Origin of the sequence: Arthrobacter alpinus (assembly GCF_001445575.1) — a bacterium.
Taxonomy (GTDB): Bacteria; Actinomycetota; Actinomycetes; order Actinomycetales; family Micrococcaceae; genus Specibacter; species Specibacter alpinus_C.
The window spans coordinates 3,042,019-3,058,841 of sequence record NZ_CP013200.1; the positions used below are offsets into that span (position 1 = coordinate 3,042,019).

A 16,823-nucleotide genomic window follows, 5' to 3' on the forward strand; every position below is an offset into this window, starting at 1 on the left:
GATGAACGGAGCTGCTGGGGCGTGGATTCGGCGGGCGCTGAGGGCGGTCGCCGGGATGGGGTTTCGGCGGGCGCGGGGGTGCACGGCTGAGCTGAGCTGCTGAGACGAGCTGGTGTTGGCGGGTTGTCGAGCCCAATAAGAAGGTGGCCCCGAACTATCGGGGCCACCTTCGTTATCGATCCAGCGATCAGTTCATCGACGCTCAGTCCGTGGGCGCCACGTCAGTTCTTAGTGGGCGCCAGGAACAGCCATCAGGGAATCTAGGAATCCTTGACTGCTGCATCCTTGTCCACACCTGCAGTGTTTGACTCGGGAATGCTTGACGCGGGAGTGCTTGCCTCAGCCTTGCTTGGCTCTGCCGTCACAGACTCCGACTTCACCGAATCGGGCGTGCTTGAATCCGCCGCTGCAGAATCTGCCGCGACAGCCTCGGTCTTGAGTGCCACTGGCGCGGCGGAGGCCTCTGCCGTGGCGGAAGCGGTGGGGGCGTCCGTTACCGGCTTAGTCCCCGCCTTAGTGGACGATTGCTTTGCGGCGGAAGTTCCGGCGTCGTTCTTCACAGCGGCCTTTGCCTCAACCTCTTCAAGAGAGGGCTCGCGGCCGGGGAGGAAGACGGAATCGTCGGCCCTGCCGCGGCGCATCATTCCAATCACGATGAACGCCACCAGCGCAACGACGAAGACGATGATGCTTGTCCACACGTTCAGGCGGGCAGTGATGCCGAAGAAGGTGATCTGCTCAGCGGTGTCAATGCGCAGCATTTCAATCCAGACGCGCCCGGCCGTGTAAATCATGGCGTAGAGCAGGAAAAGGCGTCCGTTACGTAGCTTGAGCTTGCGGTCCAGCAGAAGCAATACCGCAACGCCGGCTAAGTTCCAGAGGCACTCGTACAAGAATGTGGGGTGGAAGAGGGTATCGGGGCTGAAGCCAACCGGAACGAATTCCGGCGAAACGCTCAGGCCCCACGGCTGGGTGGTGGGCCCGCCGAACAGTTCCTGGTTGAAGTAGTTGCCCCAGCGGCCAATGGCCTGGGCCAACAGGATACCGGGAGCGGCGGCGTCAATGAAGGCCGAAATCTTCACGTTCGCACGGCGGCAACCAATCCAGGCACCCACCACACCGAGAACTACGGCGCCCCAGATGCCTAGGCCGCCCAACCAAAGCTGTGGGATCAGGGAGAGATCGCCGGTGCCGTCGTAGCCCGGGCCAAAGTAAGCGTCGGGTGAGGAGAACACATGGTAAAGCCGGCCGCCAATGATGCCCGAGGGGATGGCCCAGATGGCAATGTCCCAGATGGAGCCTTCGGGCCCGCCGCGGCGCTTCCACCGGCGGTCCGTCAGCCAAAGGGCCGCAACAATGCCCGCCAGAATACAGAGAGCATAGGCGTGGATGCGCAACGGGCCAAGGTCAAAGCCGGACCAAGTGGGTGCCGGGATCGACGCCACCACGGCGTTACCCAAAGACTGCTGTACAAGTGTGGAGATCACGAGGTGGCGTTTTCCTTTACGGGTGTGGACGGAGCGTCAAAGCCGGAACTCAATTCCTTGGCCAGCGCACCCACTGCGGGCACACCGCCGTCGCGCAGGGCAGCCACCAGGGCGGTTCCCACAATGACGCCGTCGGCATAGGCTGCAATCTCGCGGACGTGTTCGGGGCGCGAAACGCCAAGACCAACACAGACATTTGCGGCGCCAGCATCGTGAGCGGCGGCCACAACGGCCTCAGCCGCGCTAGAGACGGAGCTCCGGGCACCGGTGACGCCCATGATGGAGACGGCGTAGACAAATCCGCGCGTCGCCTCAACGGTCATGGCCACTCGCTCGGGGGTGGAGGACGGAGCAACCAAGAAGACCCGGTCCAGTCCGTACTTTTCCGATGCGGCGAACCATTCGGAGGCCTCGTCCGGAATCAGGTCCGGAGTGATGAGTCCTGCTCCCCCGGCCTCGGCCAAGCGCCGTGAGAACTCGTCGACACCCATACGCATAACCGGGTTCCAGTAGGTCATGACTAAGACGGCAGCATCGGTCTCAGCAGTAATGGCTGCCACCACGTCGAAGACATCGGTTACATGGAAGCCGTTGTCCAGAGCCTGAGTGGTGGCTGCCTGAATAACGGCACCGTCCATGACCGGATCCGAATACGGGATACCGATCTCAATGATGTCGGCACCATTGCGGGCCACGGCAATGGCGGCGTCAATGGAGGTCTGCTTGTCTGGGAATCCCGCGGGAAGGTAGGCAACCAGGGCCTTGCGGCCGGCAGCCTTGGCGCGTTCAATGGCCGCTTGAGACTTGCTGATGTACGTCACGGCAGCGTCGGGGCCGCTAGTGCTTTCACTCATTGCTGGCATCCTCTGCGTTGATATCCATGGCTTCTTGATCCTGAGCTTTTTCAGCCTGGGCTTTTTCGGCCTGGGCACCTGCGCCGTGCGCGGCACCCTTGGCGCTGCGGGTGGAGAGCATGGTGCCCTTGACGTTGCCGTCCTCATCCAACAGACCGAACCAGTCAGCGGCGGTCTGGACGTCCTTATCGCCGCGACCTGACAGGTTCACGATGATCACCACGTCTTCAGGCTTTTCTGCATCAGCGGTGAGACGCTGACCAACCTTCAAAGCACCGGCGAGTGCGTGAGAAGACTCAATGGCCGGGATGATGCCTTCGGTACGGCACAGCAGCTTGAACGCATCCATGGCTTCAACATCTGTGATGGCTTCATAGCTAACCCGGCCAAGATCAGCCAAGTAGGCGTGCTCCGGGCCAACGCCCGGGTAGTCCAAGCCGGCAGAGATGGAGTGTGACTCAATGGTCTGGCCATCTTCGTCCTGCATGAGGTAGGAACGGGCGCCGTGGAGCACACCCGGGCGGCCCAGCGTGATGGTGGCCGCGTGGCGGCCCGTCTCAACACCGTCACCTGCGGCTTCAAAGCCGTAGATCTTCACGGCAGCATCATCCAAGAAACCATGGAACAAGCCAATGGCGTTGGAGCCACCACCAATGCACGCGCACACGGCGTCGGGCAAGCGGCCGATCTGATCAATGATCTGACCGCGGGCCTCCTCGCCAATGACTTCGTGGAAGAAGCGGACCATGGCCGGGAACGGGTGGGCGCCGGAAACGGTGCCGAGCACGTAGTGGGTGTTCTCAACGTTCGCTACCCAGTCACGCAGGGCATCGTTGATAGCGTCCTTGAGGGTCTGGGAACCGTTGGTCACCGGCACCACCGTGGCACCAAGCAGCTGCATACGGGCCACATTGAGCGCCTGGCGGCGGCAATCTTCAGCACCCATGTAGACCACACATTCAAGACCCAACAGGGCTGCAGCGGTTGCACTGGCAACACCGTGCTGACCCGCGCCGGTCTCGGCAATGATGCGCGTCTTGCCCATGCGCTTGGCCAACAAAGCCTGACCCAAAACGTTGTTGATCTTGTGCGAACCGGTGTGGTTGAGGTCTTCACGCTTGAGGAAGATCCGGGCACCACCAGCGTGCTCGCTGAAACGCTTGGCTTCTGTCAACAATGACGGGCGGCCCGAGTAGTTCTTGTTCAATTCCGCAATCTGGGCCAGGAACTCTGGATCGATTTTTGCTTTTTCGAACGTCTCTTCAATTTCATCCAGGGCCGCGATGAGCGATTCCGGCATCCAACGGCCGCCGTAGCTGCCAAAGTACGGACCGGGAGCGTGCCGCAGCGAATGCTCCGGTGCTGATCCTGAGGGGACCGAGCCCTGAAGGAATGCTGTTGCCGGATCCACCATGTCAGCGGGATCCTGTGACGAAGCTGCTGGCGCTTGAGCCATCAGTTCCACCGTCCTATTCTAAGAATAATTGTGCACTGAAAGTCGTTGGTGCTGGCGGCCGGTACGCGTAGCGCTCAGGCCGCAGCCATGCAGGCAAACGGGCCCGTCCTGAGTGGACGGGCCCAATGCTAACGGGTGCTGATGACCTTGGCCCCAGCTTTTTTGAATTCCGCGATCCGCTCCCGAGGAGTGGAATCCGTCACGAGCGCCTCGCCCACCAAAATGGCGTGGGCACCGTGCGCTGCATAATGTTCGACGTCGGACACGTCGCGGACACCTGACTCGGCCACCACGATCGGCCCGTTGACAATGTTCCCGTGGGGAATACCGCCGGACAGTGCGGCGAAGACGCCGCGGTCCACGTCGAGGGTTTTCAAGTTGCGCACGTTGATGCCAATGATCTTTGCATCAACGGCCACGGCCCGCTCAATTTCCTCTGCGGTGTGCGTCTCCACCACGGCGTTCATGCCCAACTGGTGGGTCAGCGCCAAGTAGCTGCGCAATTCTTCATCGCTCAGGGCCGCCACAATGAGCAGCACCAAGTCCGCGCCGTGGGCTCGGGCTTCCCAGATCATGTACGGATCGCACGTGAAGTCTTTACGGAGTACGGGGATGTGCACAGCGGCACGCACGGCATCGAGATCAGCCAAGGATCCGCCGAAGCGGCGCTCCTCCGTCAACACACTGATGATGCTGGCGCCGCCATCCTGATACAGGGTAGCCAGAGCAGCCGGATCAGAAATCCCGGCCAGATCACCCTTTGAGGGGCTACGGCGTTTGACCTCGGAGATCACCTGCAACTCCGGGCGCACAGCCTTGTCACCGCCGAGGGCCGCCCAAGCGTCAAGCGCCGGAGCCACATGCTTCACGCGCTCTTGCAACTGCTCCAGGCTCACACGCTCTTGGCGTGCGCGGAGATCTTCCCGAACACCGTCAATGATGTCCAGCAGAACACTCACTGCTAGTGGCCGTTGTTCTGCAGCTTGCTTCCGCCAACACCGTAACCGGCGGCCTTCAAGACCGGGCCCAGGATGACGCCAACAGCAATGACACCCACACCGATCCAGAACACCAGGGTTGCGTCTGCGCCAATGACGAAGGCGATGCACGCTACGAGTGCACCAACCAGCATGACGAAGACGCTGCTCCAGGCTGCCGGACTGTTTCCATGGCCCAGTTCTATGCTGTGGTCAACGTTCTCGTACACGGATACTGCTGCAGACGGCTTGTTGCTCATGGTAAATCTCCCTATTTAACGCGGATACTAAAATACATTCTGCCACTAGTTGCACGCGGAATCCCAAAGCTGGACAACCCGCGGACTTGTGCCGTGACTAGGCCGTAGGGTCCTCGCCACGGCTGAGCTGATCCCAGCTGTCGATCTCGTCAACTGGCTCAGTGGACTTCGCTGCGGATGGATCCTTTGCGGCGTCATATTTGGTCCGGACGGTCCATGACCGGCCAAGCCAGAACACCAACACGGCGCCTATGGCCAAGATGGCAGCGGCAACGGCCGCCAGGATCGGGAACACGGTGGCTGTGGCCTGCGAGGGGGCAGCTTCGATCCCGGTGGCGGCACCCACCTCCGACATGGCGGCAGTGACGGGATCTGCCACGATGGCCAGTGCCAAAGCGATCACCCCCACTGCGCTGAGGAACACCACTGTTGAGGTGATGAACCGGGCAACACGTCCGGTGATGGTGATGGCTAGAGCGCCTGCCAGCGCCACCAGGGCCAGCGCTGAGACAGCCACGGCAGCTTTACTTCCCGGGATATCCAGATCGGTCTGCGCCACTTCGCCCTGAGCTATGGCTACATGAATCCAGGTTTGCGTGGTGGTGCCAAAGACAGCCAGTGCAGCAAGAATCAGCAAAAGCACCAGGGTCGATTTACGCTTCCAGGCCGGCACCTTCTTGGCAGAGGTGTGGGGCTTGGCAGGGTCAGCAACGGGCAGCTGCGGGTTCACAGATTCGGAACTAACGGGCTGCGGGAGGACGGGTTTGGGCGTCACGGCGTCGGAGCTCACAGCGCCTCCCCCGCACTGTCGAAACGAGCACTGTCGAGATCCGCACTGTCGAGACTGGCAACGTCGAGAAGACCAGTGTCAGGAAGAACCGAGGACACATCGCCCATGCTCTCCTCGAGGGTACGCAAGGACGCTGCGGCGTAGACGGCCCGCAGGGGTGCTGCGGCCTTGTTCACTGTTTCCAACGCTTCGCTTTCATTGACTGAGTCCGCCACGATCCCGCCACCGGCCTGGACGTAGGCCTTGCCACCGCGCAGTAACGCTGAGCGGATGGCGATCGCCATGTCCATGTCACCGGCGAAATCCAGGTAGCCCACCACACCGCCGTAAACACCGCGACGGATGGGTTCCAATTCGTCCAGCAAACTTAGCGCCCTGGGTTTGGGCGCGCCGGAGAGCGTGCCAGCTGGGAAGGTTGCGGCCAAGACATCGTAGGCGTTCGCCTCCGGGCTCAAGGTGCCCACCACGGTGGAGACCAGATGCATGATGTGGCTGAACCGCTCAATTTCCATGAACTGGGTGACATCAACAGTTCCCGGGACACAGACTTTGGAGAGGTCATTGCGGGACAGATCCACCAGCATGAGGTGTTCGGAGCGTTCCTTCTCATCAGCGAGCAGGTCCTTGGCCAGCCACTTATCTTCCTCCGTGGTGGCCCCACGGGGGCGGGATCCGGCGATGGGGTGGGTGATGACTTCGTTGCCCAGAACGCTGACCAGCGCCTCGGGGGAAGAACCAACAATGGAATACGGTTCGCCGTTAGCATCTTCAAAGCTGAACAGGTACATATACGGGCTGGGGTTGGTGTTGCGCAGAACCCGGTACACATCAAGGGCACTGGCCTCGCAGACCATTTCAAAGCGGCGCGAGACCACCACTTGGAAGACCTCACCATCAACAATGGCTTCCTTGGCGATATCCAAGGCCTTGAGGTACTCATTGCGATCCCACTGCTCGGCAACGCTGTCGGCGAAGCTGGCGGCAGGTACTTCAATAACCGACATGGGCTGGGCGACGGGCTGGCGCAACTGGTTCACCATGGCATGGATGCGGCTTACGGCATCATGCCAGGCACCATCGACGTTCTCGTCCGTGCCGTTGGCGTTGATGGCGTTAGCAATCAACAGGACGGTGCCTTCGTTGTTGTCATGGACAGCCATGTCGGCGATGAGGTTTAGGGCAAGTTCGGGCAGGTTCAGATCATCCGGCGGCGGCGTGGGCAGCTTCTCCCAATGGCGCACCGATTCCCAACCGACAAAGCCAACCAAGCCAGAGGTAAAGGGTGGCAGTCCAGCAAACCGCTCCGTAGCCAAGAGCTTCAGCGTCGCCTCCATGGCGGCCACCGGGTTCCCACTCAAGGGCACGCCTACGGGAGGAGTTCCCTGCCAGAACGCACCGCCGTCGTGCGTGGTCAAGGTTGCGCTGGAACGCACACCAATGAAGGAGTAGCGGGACCAAACCCCGCCCACGGCAGCGGATTCCATCAAGAAGGTACCGGGGGCCTCGGCGGCCAGGGCGCGGTAGAGACCGATGGGCGTTTGCGCGTCGGCCAAGACCTTCAGATGCACGGGGATGACCCGGCGGGTGCGGGCCAGTTCACGGAACTCCGTCAGGGAGGGGCTGATGACACCTAGATCTTGCATGAAATGTTTGGCTTTCTTGACTCAAGCGGACGGATTAAGCAACTTCTTGCGGGGCTAGTTGGGCGGCGGGGCTAGTTGCGCTCGCCAACCACGGCTTGCAGCCCGCGGCCATCAAAGCAGGTGCGTGTGCCGGTGTGGCAGGCGGCGCCCACCTGATCCACGGTGATGAGGAGCGCGTCGCCGTCACAGTCCAGCGCTACAGACTTCACATATTGGACATGCCCGGAGGTATCGCCCTTGCGCCAGTATTCCTGCCGTGAACGGGAGTAGAAGGTGACGCGGCCAGAGGTCAGGGTGCGGCGCAATGCCTCGTTGTCCATCCAGCCAAGCATCAACACTTCCTGGCTGTCGAACTGCTGGATGATGGCGGCAACTAGGCCGGCTCCATCATGCTTGAGCAAGGCGGCGACTTCTGCCGACAATTCTGCACCCGTTTCAGGCATGGGCGCGGCGGACGAGGACTGGGGATCTGGACTTTGCTGCATCACAGCCAATTCTAGTGCCTCAAACCCTTGACAAAGGTCATTGCTGGACGGCTTCACGGCGGGTGGCGCGCGGTGGCGCGCAGCCGCTGCCGGAAGTTCTCGGTGCGGCGTGGCCATTTATGAATGTGGGAGCCATATTGCGGCGGTTCAGAATGCCATCCGGGGCCAATACATGCTAATTTCACAAGTGATGCAATTTGTAGAACCATCCCGCGAAGTACTTGCCGAGACCCTGCTGGCCGCTGGTCCGGGAGCACCTACGCTCTGTGAAGGATGGCTAACCCAGGATTTGGCCGCTCACCTCTACCTGCGCGAACACAATCCGCGCGTTGGGCTTGGCTTGGTCCTCAAGCCTTGGCGGAAGGCAACGGAGCGGGCCACTGCAGAGTTGGCTGACAGATCCAAGACTCCTGAAACGTTTGCTGCCCTCGTGGAGAAGTTCAGAGCAGGCCCACCAAAGTTGTCACCCTTTGCGCTGAAGTCAGTGGACCAGGTCGCCAACCTGACCGAATTCTTCATCCATACTGAAGACGTCCGCCGCGCCTCGGACCGCTGGGCCCCGCGGACCCTGGACCCGGGCTATTCGGAGGTGCTCTGGGCGGAATTGCTCAAGCGCGCAGCCTTAATGTACCGCGGCGTGGATCTGGGTATTGTGCTGGTGAACCCGGCAGGCCCTCGCCATGTTGCCAAGCGCGCGCCGGTTTCGGTGGCTATTATTGGCGATCCCGGCGAACTCTTGATGCATGCCAACGGCCGCACCGGCCACGCTCTTGTCACCTTCGAAGGCCAGCCGGACGCCGTCGCACTTCTGCGCACCGCCGACGTGGGACTCTAGCGCCGCTTCAACCACGGCCGGGCCAAGAGTCGCCGAGTCCAAAATTACGGAAGCGTTAGCGAACCTCGTACCCCGCGGCGCGAATCGCGGCCTTGACATCAGCAATGGCGCTGTCCGGTCCGAAGTGGAACACTGACGCGGCCAGCACAGCGTTGGCACCCGCGGCGACGGCCGGAGGGAAATGCTCCGGCTTACCCGCACCGCCTGAGGCAATGATGGGGATGTGCACGGCCGCGCGGACCAAACGAATCAGCTCCAGATCGAAGCCCTCCTTGGTACCATCGGCGTCGATCGAGTTCAGCAGGATCTCCCCCACGCCCCGATCGGCAGCCTCCTTGGCCCACTCGATCGCGTCCATTCCTGTGCCCTTGCGCCCACCATGAGTGGTCACCTCAAAGCCCGACGGCGTGATCCCGCCCTGGGTGCGCCGCGCGTCAACGCTGAGTACCAGAACCTGTGAACCAAAACGGTGGGTGATCTCATCAATGACGGCCGGACGGGCAATCGCCGCAGTGTTGATGGACGCCTTGTCCGCGCCATAGCGCAGGAGCTTATCGACGTCGGACACCTCACGGACACCGCCACCCACCGTGAGGGGGATGAAGATCTGCTCGGCAGCACGGGAAACAACATCAAAGGTGGTCTCCCTGTTGCCGGAGGAAGCGGTGACGTCAAGGAACGTCAGCTCATCCGCCCCCGCGCGGTCGTACCGCTGTGCGAGCTCAACGGGATCTCCGGCGTCGCGCAGGTTTTGGAACTTGACGCCCTTGACCACGCGGCCGGCGTCAACGTCCAGGCAAGGGATGACTCGGATGGCAACACTCATGGCATGTACCTTCTGTGACTGAAGTTATGGGACGGCGCTGGGAGTGGATTAGATCCGGCAGGCGTGGATGTTACTGACCAGGATGGCGCGGGCGCCCAGATCGTAGAGTTCGTCCATGATGCGGTTGGTGTCCTTGGCCAAAACCATGGACCGCACGGCAACCCAGTCAGTGTCGCGCAAGGGCGATACGGTGGGTGATTCCAAACCGGGAGTCAACGCCGTGGCACGGTCCAGAACCGTCTTGGGGGCATCGTAGTCAAGGAGCACGTATTGGCGTGCAACCAAGACGCTGTGCAGGCGGCGGATCAGAACTTCCAGGCCGGGAGGCGGGGTGACGCCGCGGCGGCCAATGAGTAGCGCCTCGGAGCTCAGGATGGGCTCACCGAAGATTTCCATGCCGGCGGCCTTGAGGGTGCTGCCGGTCTCTACGACGTCAGCAATGGCATCGGCAACGCCCAAGCGCACCGAAGATTCTACGGCGCCGTCGAGGCGGACCACCGAAGCGTTGATGCCCAGCTCGGCCAGGTATTCACGCAACAGGCCGTCGTAGCTGGTAGCAAGACGCTTACCTTCAAGCTCGGCTGCGCTAGCAAAGTCGCCGACGGGGCCGGCAAAGCGGAATGTGGACTTGGCAAAGCCCAAGGGCAATAGCTCCTCGGCATCAACCTGAGCGTCCATGAGCAGGTCCCGGCCGGTGATGCCAACATCCAAGGTGCCTGCGCCAACATAAACGGCAATGTCGCGGGGACGGAGGAAGAAGAATTCAACGTTGTTCTCGGGGTCAACCATGACCAGTTCGCGGGAGTCGCGGCGCTGACGGTAGCCAGCCTCCGCCAACATCGCTGAAGCGGCTTCGGACAGGGCACCCTTGTTGGGGACGGCAACACGCAGCATGTAAATCAATTCTTTCAGGTAGTTTCAAGCGAAAAGGTTGTTGGCAAGGTTTTCAATGCCTTATTGCTTCATTCAGGGGTCGGTTACAGCAGCCACGGCATGTGGCTAGAGATGCTTGTAAACGTCCTGAAGGGTCAACCCTTTAGCGATCATCATGACCTGCAGGTGGTAGAACAGCTGGGAAATCTCCTCAGCGCAGTCAGCTTCCGATTCATACTCGGCAGCCATCCACACCTCGGCGGCTTCCTCAACCACTTTCTTGCCGATACCGTGGACGCCGGAATCAAGTTCGGCGACGGTACGGGAGCCAGCGGGCCGGGCTGCGGCTTTCGCACTGAGCTCATCAAAAAGGGATTCGAAGGTCTTCACGCAGTCCACCTTACTGGGTTTGGCTCGGGTTCGCGGATTTTGAGACGGCCGGAGTCCAGCATGCGGACAGCTTGAGGGCGCCCGCGCCTGTCAAGGTCCGGCTGCGGGGCGTCGGCACTTCGCTGATGCGCAGAACCCGCGGCATGTTCGGCGCATAAACACTCCTGCGTAGAACCGAGTCCCAGTTTGGCGCATAATCTCACAGAGCCGGCCAGCCACTGAACTTATGCGTAGAACCCAGTCCCAGTTTGGTGCATAAACACTCCTGCGGTTTGCCGCACTGAAGCCGCGCGCCATTAAGCGGTAACGGTGCGCCACTCCAGGAGTGGCGCACCGTTCTTACATAACCGGACGCAGCTTCAAAGTGCCGGGGCCAGCTAAACGCCCAGATCTGCCAGCGTCAACGCGGTGGCCAGCGCGGCCGTGACGGCTTCATGCCCCTTGTCCTCCACCGAGCCGGGCAACCCGGCGCGGGCAATACCCTGCTCCTCGGTATCGCAAGTCAACACGCCGAAGCCCACCGGCACGCCCGTGCGCGTGCTGACGTCGGTCAACCCCAAAGTTGCCGCCTGGCACACGTACTCAAAGTGCGGCGTACCGCCACGGATGACCACGCCCAGGGCCACGACGGCGTCAAACTTCGGCGCCAGCCGGACAGCCGCAACGGGCAGTTCGAAGCTGCCGGGGACCCGGACCACCACCGGGTTTTCAATACCCGCATCGGCCGCGCCTCGCAAGGCACCTGCCAACAATCCGTCCATAATTTCCGTGTGCCAGCTGGCGGCAATGATGGCTAGCTTCAGCCCTGCCGCCTGTGACTTTTCTGCCGGGTCAAATCCAATAACAGGTGCTCCGTGGCCGCTCATACTGTGGGTCCTTCCGTTGTGTCACTGATGGTGTGGGTAACTGCTGCGCTATGAGAAGCGCTTGAATCACCCAGCGTGAGCGCATGGTGCATGCGGTCCCGCTTGGTCTCTAGATAGCGAAGGTTTTCCGTCCGGGCCAGGATCAACGCCGGCACCATGGCCACCACCTCGATGCCGCGGCTCGCCAGATCAGCTTCCTTCAGGGGATTGTTGCTCAGCAGTGCAATGCGGGTGAGCCCCAAGGCAGCAAGGATGCCCGCCGCCGCCGAGTAGTCGCGCGCGTCAACAGGCAAGCCCAGCTGCTCGTTGGCTTCCACCGTGTCGGCGCCGGATTCCTGCAAGCTGTAGGCACGGATCTTGTTGGCGAGCCCAATCCCCCGCCCCTCATGTCCGCGCAAGTACACTAGAGTGCCGCCGCGACGATGAATTTCTTCCAGAGCGTGGTCAAGTTGTTCGCCGCAATCGCAACGATAGGAGCCAAACACGTCTCCCGTGAGGCATTCCGAATGCAGCCGCACCAGAGGTACGACGGCGTCTGCCGAACCGGTGTAGCCTAGCTCATCTGCCGCTGGCTCACCTGAAGCAGCTTCGCCCGGTGCGCTGAGGCTCAGGTGCTCGGCGCCCGTGCCTGCATCAATCCATGCTTGCACGGAGAACGTGCCAAAGCGGGTTGGCAGGGCAACCACCGGCCCGCCGGTGACTAGGCATTCCTCAGACATGGTCACCCTCAGCGGTTTCGAGAGCAGCTGCACCCGGAACAGCAGCGCCCGGAGCAGCAGTGTCCAGAGCCGCCAGATAAGACACCAGATCAGCAATGGAAATCAAGACCAGAGAGTGCTCGTCGGCAAATTGACGCAGACCCTGCAGGCGCACCATTTCACCGCTGTCATCGACCACTTCAGCAATGACACCCACGGGCTCGCAGCCTGCCAGTTTGCACAGGTCCACGGCCGCTTCCGTATGCCCAGGGCGCTGGCGCACTCCCCCAGCAACTGCCCGCAGTGGGAAGATGTGGCCGGGGCGCGTGATGGAGACCGGTGTGGACAACGGGTCTGCCAAGACGCGCGCCGTCAGTGACCTGTCAGTGGCGCTGATGCCCGTTGACATGCCGTGCGCCGCATCGCAGCTGACGGTGTAGGCGGTGCCTTTGGCGTCCTGATTGACCGCAACCATGGGTGGGAGGGCCAAGCGGTCCGCATGGCGCTCATCCATGGGAATGCAAATGACGCCGGAGCTGTAACGAATGGTCCAGCCCATCAGTGCGGGGGTGCTGTGCTGGGCGGCGAAGATGATATCGCCTTCGTTTTCCCGGTCCTCGTCATCCACCACCAGCACGGCTTCACCACGGGCCATTGCCGCAATAGCGAGTGGAACCGGATCCAGAATAGTACTCATGACGCACCTTCTGTGGACGTCGGGGCCTGGACCGGAGCTTGGGAATCGGCCACCCCGCGGAACTCCAGCAGCCGGGCCGTGTACTTGGCCAGCACGTCAACTTCCAAGTTGACGGCACCGCCGGGAACCTTCTCGCCCAAGCCGGTGTTGGCCAGTGTGACCGGAATCAGCCCGACTTCAAACCACTGTTCGGGTTCGGTGGCAGGACTCACTGCCGTCACTGTCAGGGAAACACCATCAATAGCAATGGAGCCCTTCTCGGCAACATAACGGGAGAGTTCTGCCGGGATCGAGAAACGCAAACGCTCCCAGTTGCCCAGATCTTCTCGCTCCAGCAGTGCACCGGTGCCATCTACGTGGCCTTGGACCACATGCCCGTCGAGCCGTCCGCCAGCAGGCACGCAGCGTTCGAGGTTGACCACATCTCCCGTAGCAAGACCGCCGGTGGTGGTCCGTGTCAGCGTCTCACCCATGACATCCATCTCGATGGTGTCCCCTACCAGTCGGGTGGCGGTCAGGCACACGCCGTTGACGGCCAGCGATCCGCCCAGTTCCAGGCCGTCCAGCTGCGCGCCGGCCTCGAGAACCAATACTGCGCTGCCGTCTTCGGGAGCGCCCTTCAAGGCGAGGACTGTGCCTCGGCCCGCAATAATTCCAGTGAACATGTCAGCTTCCTTGCTCGCTGGCGGGCACCTTGGCCGGCATCAGCGTCAATTTCAGGTCCGGACCCAGTAGTTCTACGGGTCCGGTTGTGGTGGCATCCCATTCCCAGCGCTGCGCCTGCTCCAGCGTGCCGACTCCGAGGTCGGTGAGGGCGGGAATGCCTGATCCCAGAAGGGTTGGTGCGAGGTAGACCACTAGCTCATCCACCAGCCCTTGGGCGAGGAACGCGGCGTTGATGATCGCGCCACCTTCGATCATGAGGTGGCCCACCCCGCGTCCGTGGAGTTCACGGACGACGGCGGCCGGATCGTGAGTGTGCAGGGCCAGGAAGTCGTCATCGCCTAAGCGGTCCGGGCTACTTGGGGTGCCTTGGACACCTCTCACGGCGGCGTCCGCCGGAATCTCACGCATGCCCATGACCACTCGGAGCGGCTGTTGCGCCGCGTCTGAGCCATCGGCTGCTCGTGCTGTCAGGCGCGGGTTATCGGCCATGACGGTTCCGGTGCCCACCACAATGGCATCCACCCGGGCTCGCAATTCGTGCGAGTCCTGGCGGGAAGCCTGCGAGGTGATCCACTGGCTGGTGCCGTCAACGGCGGCGATCCGGCCGTCAACGGTCTGAGCGAGCCGGGCCGTAATGAACGGACGGTTTTCGCGGACAGCCACAAACCAGCGTCGGTTGAGATCCTCTGCTTCTGCGGCCATGAGGCCCATGCGCACGTTGATGCCTTCGTTGCGGAGGATTTGCGCCCCACCGGCAGCCGGCATGTGCGGGTCCGCTACTGCGTAAACAACGTTGCCGATCCCAGCATCCAAAATAGCCTGTGTACACGGACCGGTGCGGCCAACGTGACTGCACGGTTCCAGGGTCACGATGAGCGTTGCAGCAGAGAGGTCACGCTTGACGCCCGTTCCAAGCAGCCGGTTGATGACGTCAGCTTCGGCATGGGCTGTACCGGCGCCACGGTGATGGCCAATGGCCAAAAACGTTCCGTCGGCGTCAATGATGACAGCACCCACCAGCGGGTTGGAGCTGCGCACGCCTTGACGGGCTGCGGAGAGCGCCGTTTCCATGCCCAGAATCTCCGCGGAGGTGAAGTGTTCGGGCTCATTCTTGAAGGAAACATCGTCTATTGTGCCGAAGTTCATTTTTTGGCCTCTCTCTTGCTCGCCGTGTTGCTCACAGTAATGTCAGGGAACGTTGCGTCAACTGACACCTTCCGGGCTACGGCATCGGTGGTGCGCCGCACCCTCCACCATACGAAGAAACCAACCAAAGTGAATGCACCGTAGAAGACATACATGAATGCGGAGGCGTAATATCCGGCACTGAACAGTAGCGGCACGCCCACCAGATCCACGGCCACCCAGATCAGCCAGAACTCAACCCAGCCCTTGGCCATGCCGTAAGTGGCCAACAGCGAACCCATGAAGATCCAAGCGTCGGCCCACACCGGTTCGTAAGAACCGAGTGCCGTGAAGATGGGGGTGAGGATGGCCGTGCCACCTACCATGGCGGCAACCAGGAGCAACCGTACCCGGGCTCCAGCCCAGCGAGGCTCGACGGCGTCGCCTACGTGAGTGCCGTCGTCGTTCTTCTGGTGGCGCGTCTGATTCCAGCGCTGCCAGCCGTAAATAGAGACGGCGATGAACATGATTTGGCGGCCAGCTTGGCCCAACAGATTCACGTGGTCGGCCGAGCCGAAGACCGAGCCCATGAAGACGGTGAAGAGCAGTGCGTTGCCGATGATGCCCACCGGCCAAGCCCAGATTTTACGGCGCATACCGCCGAGGGCGCTGGCGAGCCCAAAAAGGTTTCCTATGACTTCTCGCCACAGCAGGAATCCGCCGCCGGCGAATTCAAGTTTGGCGTCAAAGAGCCATCGCAGAAAGTCCATCGTTACCTTGCCCTTTCGAGACCGCGATGGCTCCGGGGGTAACGTACAGAAAAGGCGCACAGGGTACAAGGATGCCGGTGGATAGCATGCCTCCACCACACCCCTGACCTGACGGCCAAGACTGTATCGTGCTTCTCCCATCCAGACTTTAACTGTCGGTTCCGGAATTTCACCAGATCAACCGTGCGCTGCCTGGCTGTTTCCAGCTGACTGCGCGCGGGTCGCGGACTATAACCGCCGGTTCGGAATTACACCGACCCCGGAGCACGTGATACTGCATTTGCGCACCCGCGGTTGCGGGCGACTTTTTCTTATTATGACACCTTTTTAGGTGCCAAGCTTCATGGATAGACAAGTGCGGGCGCACCGGGTTTATTCCCGGTGCGCCCGCACTCGTTGCAGCAGAGTGTTAGCCGAAGGCCAGCTGGCCCTTGGCGCGCAGAGACTCGATGGCCTCCGCAGGCGATGCCTTGCCATACACGGCGGAGCCGGCGACGAACACGTTAGCGCCAGCCTCGGCTGCGCGGGTGATGGTTTCCTCGGTGATACCGCCGTCAACCTGGATGGCCACATTAACGCCGCTGCCCTCAATGGCCGCCCGGGCGCGCCGAATCTTGGGCAACGTCACGTCCAAAAATGCCTGCCCACCAAAGCCAGGCTCCACAGTCATGATGAGCAGCATGTCCAGCTCTTCGAGCATGTCCAAATAAGGTTCGACGGCGGTTGCCGGGCGCAGCGCCATGCCCGCCTTCGCTCCCCTGGCCCGCAGTTCCCGAGCCAGTTTGATGGGGGCATCGGATGCCTCGACATGGAACGTAACAGAGTCCAAGCCGGCATCGGCATAGAGCGGCGCCCAGCGGTCCACCTCGGCGATCATCAGGTGCGCATCCAACGGCACGGGGCTGACCTGCTGAATCCGTTCCACCACGGGCAGGCCGATGGTCAGGTTCGGCACAAAGCGGTTATCCATGACGTCAACGTGAACGGCGTCGGCGTTGGAGATCCGGGCGAGTTCAGCTTGGAGATTGACAAAGTCGGCGGACAGGATGCTGGGATTGATGCAGCATGCAAGGGGTGGGCGGCTCACGGACATTACCTCATCTATTCTGCGGGGATTATTGAACG

Annotated in this window: 19 protein-coding genes and 1 riboswitch; of the genes, 1 reads left to right on the forward strand and 18 read right to left on the reverse strand. The window is 61.6% G+C overall.

The genetic code is table 11. From position 1 onward, the window contains the following. Positions 1-260: 260 nt before the first annotated feature. The 8 genes from lgt to hisI form a co-directional block, all read right to left on the reverse strand. Entirely contained in the window at positions 261-1,484 is a 1,224-nt protein-coding gene (gene lgt / locus AS189_RS13565; RefSeq protein WP_062293664.1) for a prolipoprotein diacylglyceryl transferase, read from the reverse strand. Beyond that, positions 1,484-2,341 (reverse strand): tryptophan synthase subunit alpha, encoded by an 858-nt coding sequence (trpA, locus tag AS189_RS13570; protein WP_062289954.1) that lies wholly within the window; start codon positions 2,339-2,341, stop codon positions 1,484-1,486. The genes lgt and trpA overlap by 1 nt, the downstream gene beginning before the upstream one ends. After that, positions 2,334-3,797: a tryptophan synthase subunit beta gene (gene trpB / locus AS189_RS13575; protein ID WP_082634545.1), complete on the reverse strand. Its 1,464-nt coding sequence runs from the start codon at positions 3,795-3,797 to the stop codon at positions 2,334-2,336. Before trpB ends, trpA begins: the two co-directional genes overlap by 8 nt. Positions 3,798-3,925: 128 nt before the next feature. Next, the gene (gene trpC / locus AS189_RS13580; RefSeq protein WP_062289957.1) at positions 3,926-4,756 is read right to left on the reverse strand and encodes an indole-3-glycerol phosphate synthase TrpC; all 831 of its coding nucleotides are present in this window, start codon (positions 4,754-4,756) and stop codon (positions 3,926-3,928) included. Between the two features lie 2 nt (positions 4,757-4,758). After that, entirely contained in the window at positions 4,759-5,034 is a 276-nt protein-coding gene (locus AS189_RS13585) for an HGxxPAAW family protein (RefSeq protein ID WP_062289959.1), read from the reverse strand. Positions 5,035-5,131: 97 nt separating this feature from the next. Beyond that, the gene (locus tag AS189_RS13590) at positions 5,132-5,824 is read right to left on the reverse strand and encodes a Trp biosynthesis-associated membrane protein (RefSeq protein WP_237759856.1); all 693 of its coding nucleotides are present in this window, start codon (positions 5,822-5,824) and stop codon (positions 5,132-5,134) included. Next, a complete protein-coding gene (locus AS189_RS13595; protein WP_082634305.1) occupies positions 5,821-7,467 on the reverse strand; it encodes an anthranilate synthase component I in 1,647 nt (548 codons plus the stop codon). Before AS189_RS13595 ends, AS189_RS13590 begins: the two co-directional genes overlap by 4 nt. 71 nt (positions 7,468-7,538) lie before the next feature. Continuing rightward, positions 7,539-7,910, reverse strand: coding sequence for a phosphoribosyl-AMP cyclohydrolase (gene hisI / locus AS189_RS13600; protein WP_237760067.1), 372 nt, complete (start codon positions 7,908-7,910; stop codon positions 7,539-7,541). A 232-nt stretch (positions 7,911-8,142) separates the two neighbouring features. Here hisI and AS189_RS13605 point away from each other — a divergent pair, with 232 nt between their 5' ends. Next, positions 8,143-8,787: a TIGR03085 family metal-binding protein gene (locus AS189_RS13605; protein ID WP_062293670.1), complete on the forward strand. Its 645-nt coding sequence runs from the start codon at positions 8,143-8,145 to the stop codon at positions 8,785-8,787. 55 nt (positions 8,788-8,842) lie between these two features. Here AS189_RS13605 and hisF read toward each other — a convergent pair whose 3' ends face one another. The 10 genes from hisF to rpe all read right to left on the reverse strand — a co-directional run bounded on the left by hisF (position 8,843) and on the right by rpe (position 16,791). Beyond that, positions 8,843-9,613 carry an imidazole glycerol phosphate synthase subunit HisF gene (gene hisF / locus AS189_RS13610; RefSeq protein ID WP_062289965.1) on the reverse strand — a complete coding sequence of 257 codons (771 nt, stop codon included), beginning with the start codon at positions 9,611-9,613 and terminating at the stop codon, positions 8,843-8,845. Positions 9,614-9,661: 48 nt separating this feature from the next. After that, entirely contained in the window at positions 9,662-10,507 is an 846-nt protein-coding gene (hisG, locus tag AS189_RS13615) for an ATP phosphoribosyltransferase (RefSeq protein ID WP_062289968.1), read from the reverse strand. A 105-nt stretch (positions 10,508-10,612) separates the two neighbouring features. Continuing rightward, positions 10,613-10,876, reverse strand: a complete 264-nt coding sequence (locus tag AS189_RS13620; RefSeq protein ID WP_062289973.1) for a phosphoribosyl-ATP diphosphatase — start codon at positions 10,874-10,876, stop codon at positions 10,613-10,615. Positions 10,877-11,253: 377 nt separating this feature from the next. Continuing rightward, positions 11,254-11,742, reverse strand: coding sequence for a 6,7-dimethyl-8-ribityllumazine synthase (gene ribH / locus AS189_RS13625; protein WP_062289977.1), 489 nt, complete (start codon positions 11,740-11,742; stop codon positions 11,254-11,256). Next, a complete protein-coding gene (locus AS189_RS13630; protein WP_062289980.1) occupies positions 11,739-12,461 on the reverse strand; it encodes a GTP cyclohydrolase II in 723 nt (240 codons plus the stop codon). Before AS189_RS13630 ends, ribH begins: the two co-directional genes overlap by 4 nt. Continuing rightward, the gene (gene ribB / locus AS189_RS13635) at positions 12,454-13,137 is read right to left on the reverse strand and encodes a 3,4-dihydroxy-2-butanone-4-phosphate synthase (RefSeq protein WP_062289983.1); all 684 of its coding nucleotides are present in this window, start codon (positions 13,135-13,137) and stop codon (positions 12,454-12,456) included. Before ribB ends, AS189_RS13630 begins: the two co-directional genes overlap by 8 nt. After that, positions 13,134-13,802: a riboflavin synthase gene (locus tag AS189_RS13640; protein ID WP_062289987.1), complete on the reverse strand. Its 669-nt coding sequence runs from the start codon at positions 13,800-13,802 to the stop codon at positions 13,134-13,136. Before AS189_RS13640 ends, ribB begins: the two co-directional genes overlap by 4 nt. Position 13,803: 1 nt before the next feature. Continuing rightward, complete coding sequence (gene ribD / locus AS189_RS13645; RefSeq protein WP_062289991.1) at positions 13,804-14,949, reverse strand: bifunctional diaminohydroxyphosphoribosylaminopyrimidine deaminase/5-amino-6-(5-phosphoribosylamino)uracil reductase RibD; 1,146 nt, start codon at positions 14,947-14,949, stop codon at positions 13,804-13,806. Further along, entirely contained in the window at positions 14,946-15,698 is a 753-nt protein-coding gene (pnuC, locus tag AS189_RS13650; protein ID WP_062289995.1) for a nicotinamide riboside transporter PnuC, read from the reverse strand. The genes ribD and pnuC overlap by 4 nt, the downstream gene beginning before the upstream one ends. Before the next feature lie 125 nt (positions 15,699-15,823). Next, positions 15,824-15,969: riboswitch (FMN riboswitch) on the reverse strand. A 138-nt stretch (positions 15,970-16,107) separates the two neighbouring features. Beyond that, complete coding sequence (rpe, locus tag AS189_RS13655; RefSeq protein ID WP_062289997.1) at positions 16,108-16,791, reverse strand: ribulose-phosphate 3-epimerase; 684 nt, start codon at positions 16,789-16,791, stop codon at positions 16,108-16,110. Between the last annotated feature and the right edge of the window lie 32 nt (positions 16,792-16,823).

Bases quoted from the DNA above. Each gene is read 5' to 3' on its own strand.
- trpA (WP_062289954.1), bottom strand. From the start codon at position 2,341: ATGAGTGAAAGCACTAGCGGCCCCGACGCTGCCGTGACGTACATCAGC.
- trpB (WP_082634545.1), bottom strand. From the start codon at position 3,797: ATGGCTCAAGCGCCAGCAGCTTCGTCACAGGATCCCGCTGACATGGTG.
- AS189_RS13585 (WP_062289959.1), bottom strand. From the start codon at position 5,034: ATGAGCAACAAGCCGTCTGCAGCAGTATCCGTGTACGAGAACGTTGAC.
- AS189_RS13595 (WP_082634305.1), bottom strand. From the start codon at position 7,467: ATGCAAGATCTAGGTGTCATCAGCCCCTCCCTGACGGAGTTCCGTGAA.
- hisI (WP_237760067.1), bottom strand. From the start codon at position 7,910: ATGCCTGAAACGGGTGCAGAATTGTCGGCAGAAGTCGCCGCCTTGCTC.
- AS189_RS13605 (WP_062293670.1), top strand. From the start codon at position 8,143: ATGCAATTTGTAGAACCATCCCGCGAAGTACTTGCCGAGACCCTGCTG.
- hisF (WP_062289965.1), bottom strand. From the start codon at position 9,613: ATGAGTGTTGCCATCCGAGTCATCCCTTGCCTGGACGTTGACGCCGGC.
- hisG (WP_062289968.1), bottom strand. From the start codon at position 10,507: ATGCTGCGTGTTGCCGTCCCCAACAAGGGTGCCCTGTCCGAAGCCGCT.
- ribH (WP_062289977.1), bottom strand. From the start codon at position 11,742: ATGAGCGGCCACGGAGCACCTGTTATTGGATTTGACCCGGCAGAAAAG.
- AS189_RS13630 (WP_062289980.1), bottom strand. From the start codon at position 12,461: ATGTCTGAGGAATGCCTAGTCACCGGCGGGCCGGTGGTTGCCCTGCCA.
- ribB (WP_062289983.1), bottom strand. From the start codon at position 13,137: ATGAGTACTATTCTGGATCCGGTTCCACTCGCTATTGCGGCAATGGCC.
- AS189_RS13640 (WP_062289987.1), bottom strand. From the start codon at position 13,802: ATGTTCACTGGAATTATTGCGGGCCGAGGCACAGTCCTCGCCTTGAAG.
- ribD (WP_062289991.1), bottom strand. From the start codon at position 14,949: ATGAACTTCGGCACAATAGACGATGTTTCCTTCAAGAATGAGCCCGAA.
- pnuC (WP_062289995.1), bottom strand. From the start codon at position 15,698: ATGGACTTTCTGCGATGGCTCTTTGACGCCAAACTTGAATTCGCCGGC.
- rpe (WP_062289997.1), bottom strand. From the start codon at position 16,791: ATGTCCGTGAGCCGCCCACCCCTTGCATGCTGCATCAATCCCAGCATC.